Below are 1656 nucleotides of genomic sequence, written 5' to 3'. Positions count from 1 at the left end.
GGCATTAATGCCGGTGAGTTAGGGCATTTGCGCTGGTGAAGGCGCCTTTCTCAAGATTTTGATCTTGTAGCTGGCCTTGGTGGCCGGCTGCGCAGTGTCACGCTTCTTGGTCGGGAAGGTGTTCTTGGCTGGCTTCTTGACGCGCTCGCACTGACGGTCGCGACGACGTGGAAGCAGGTCGTCGAGAATGTCGCGGACAGCGTTGCGGCGGGCTTGGGCGGGTTTTGCTGATGTACTGACCGCGTGGTCGCGAGCGACGCGGACCGTCACAGTGAAGGAAACGCGGTCCGGGTCGATGCCGACGGCCAGGGCCGCTTCGCACTTCAGCGTGCACAGCGCTTGGTAGACGGCGAGCAGCGCGAACAGTTCCTGGCAGACGAGTTCGGGAAGCTTGGAGCGCAGGATGAACGCCGCTCCGCGGAGTCGGGTCTTGAGTTCGCCGTACCCGTTCTCGATCTCCCAGCGCTCGTGATAGACGGCTGCGATCTCGGCTGCGGGCGCTTGTTCGTGATCGAGAAGGGTGGTGACCAGGCGGAACGGTTCGGTCCTCGTGCGGCCGTCCGCTGTCTTGATCGTGACGGTGTATTCGATGATCCGGACGAGGTGGCCGTGCGGTGTCCGTCCAAGGCTGCGGCCGCGTGCTCGGGCGATGCCGTGCCGCAGGTTCTCGGCCGGGGTGGGCATGATGGACAGGAACGAACCATCCGGCAGGATCTCGACCGCGGGGAACACCAGGTTCTTCTTGATCCGCCACAGCATGTCGGATCCGGTCGCGGTGACCATGCCCCACAGTTCGTGGCCGGCGAAGTTCCGGTCGGCCAGCAGGAGCATGCCCGCGTTGAGCGCGTGCAGGAGCCTGCGCGCGAGCTTGTGCTCGCTGGCCTTGGTGACACCGTCAAAGGCGGCATCGATCAGCGCATGGGTGCCGCATTCGATCAGCGCCAGCAGCCGAACCTGTGGATTTCCGCCCTGTGTGACCCCGAACTCGGCCGCGTTCTCGGGGGTGTCGGCCGCATCCAGGCCGGTACCATCCCAAGCGACCAGGCGAAGCCCGAACGCGAAAGCGCCCTTCGTGCCCGGGCCGGCCAGTGGCCCGCGCCGCAGATCGAACAGCAACTCAAGGGGCTTGGACCCGAGCCGCTGCCTGGCCTTGGTCAGTGCCGAACTGGTCGGCAACGCCAGCCCATGCAGATGCCGTAGGCCGTTGGTGAGCCACCTCATCACCGACCGGTATCCCGGCGGTGCCGCGCTGTCGGCGCCGCTGAACAGGCATAACCCCAAAACGAAGTACACCACCGCCCGCGCGGGCAGCAGCCGATGCCGCTTCTCGCGACAACCCGACAGCTCGACAACCTCATCGACGAACTCCGGCGGGATTTCATCGGTCAGGACCCCGAGCCCGACCGAGCACATCGGCCGATCCGGAGCCTCCTCTACAGATGATCTGGGCGTGGCAAACTGAGCGAGCAACGAAGCTCCTCGGAAGGACAATAAAGCGATCTTGGTCGACCGCTGTCCTATCGAGGGCTTCGTTGCTCAGGCGAGCCAACGCACTATCCGTCACCAAATCGCGACGATCCGCGCTGAGGCCAGCTACGCCCAACACCAGCGAAAGCACTCGCTACCTGCGCAAATGCCTTAACTCACCGGCATTGC

Annotated in this window: 1 protein-coding gene; it reads right to left on the bottom strand. The window is 64.6% G+C overall.

The features are described 5' to 3' along the window. Positions 1 to 18 precede the first annotated feature (18 nt). On the bottom strand, positions 19 to 1470 hold the full coding sequence (locus ABN273_RS59140) for an IS4 family transposase (protein ID WP_349458585.1): 1452 nt from the start codon (positions 1468 to 1470) through the stop codon (positions 19 to 21). Positions 1471 to 1656: the final 186 nt, after the last annotated feature.

This window comes from Nonomuraea sp. B19D2 (assembly GCF_040137845.1).
GTDB lineage: Bacteria > Actinomycetota > Actinomycetes > Streptosporangiales > Streptosporangiaceae > Nonomuraea.
The sequence above is the reverse complement of the archived record's forward strand: the minus strand, read 5'-3'. Positions and strand labels throughout refer to the sequence as shown.